1 protein-coding gene is annotated in these 282 nt (G+C 65.2%); it reads left to right on the top strand.

Features of this window, described 5'->3' with window-relative positions:
* A partial coding sequence (locus EN845_RS35010; RefSeq protein WP_135931355.1) for an SIS domain-containing protein occupies nt 1–282 on the top strand: 282 nt, incomplete at both ends.

Consider the following 282-nt stretch of genomic DNA (forward strand, 5'->3'; position numbering starts at 1 on the left):
GGCCCTATGTATGTCGCCGTATGAGCGCACGACGATCGATGTTGCGCGGCAGTCGGCTCGGCAGCGGGTCGGCGTGGTGGCAATCAGCGACAGCAGCGTGTCGCCGCTGGCCCGGATCGCGCGGGAAACAATCATCGTCACGTCAAATTCGCAGTCGTTCTTCCGCAGCCTGGCGCCGGCCTTCGCCGCCGTCGAAATCCTGGCGGCGCTGACGGCTGCGCAGTCCGAGGTGGATGCCGCGGATCGAATTAAGCAGTCGGAAGAGCAGCTTGCCGCTTTCGG

It is taken from the genome of Mesorhizobium sp. M8A.F.Ca.ET.202.01.1.1 (assembly GCF_004791595.1).
Lineage (GTDB): Bacteria > Pseudomonadota > Alphaproteobacteria > Rhizobiales > Rhizobiaceae > Mesorhizobium.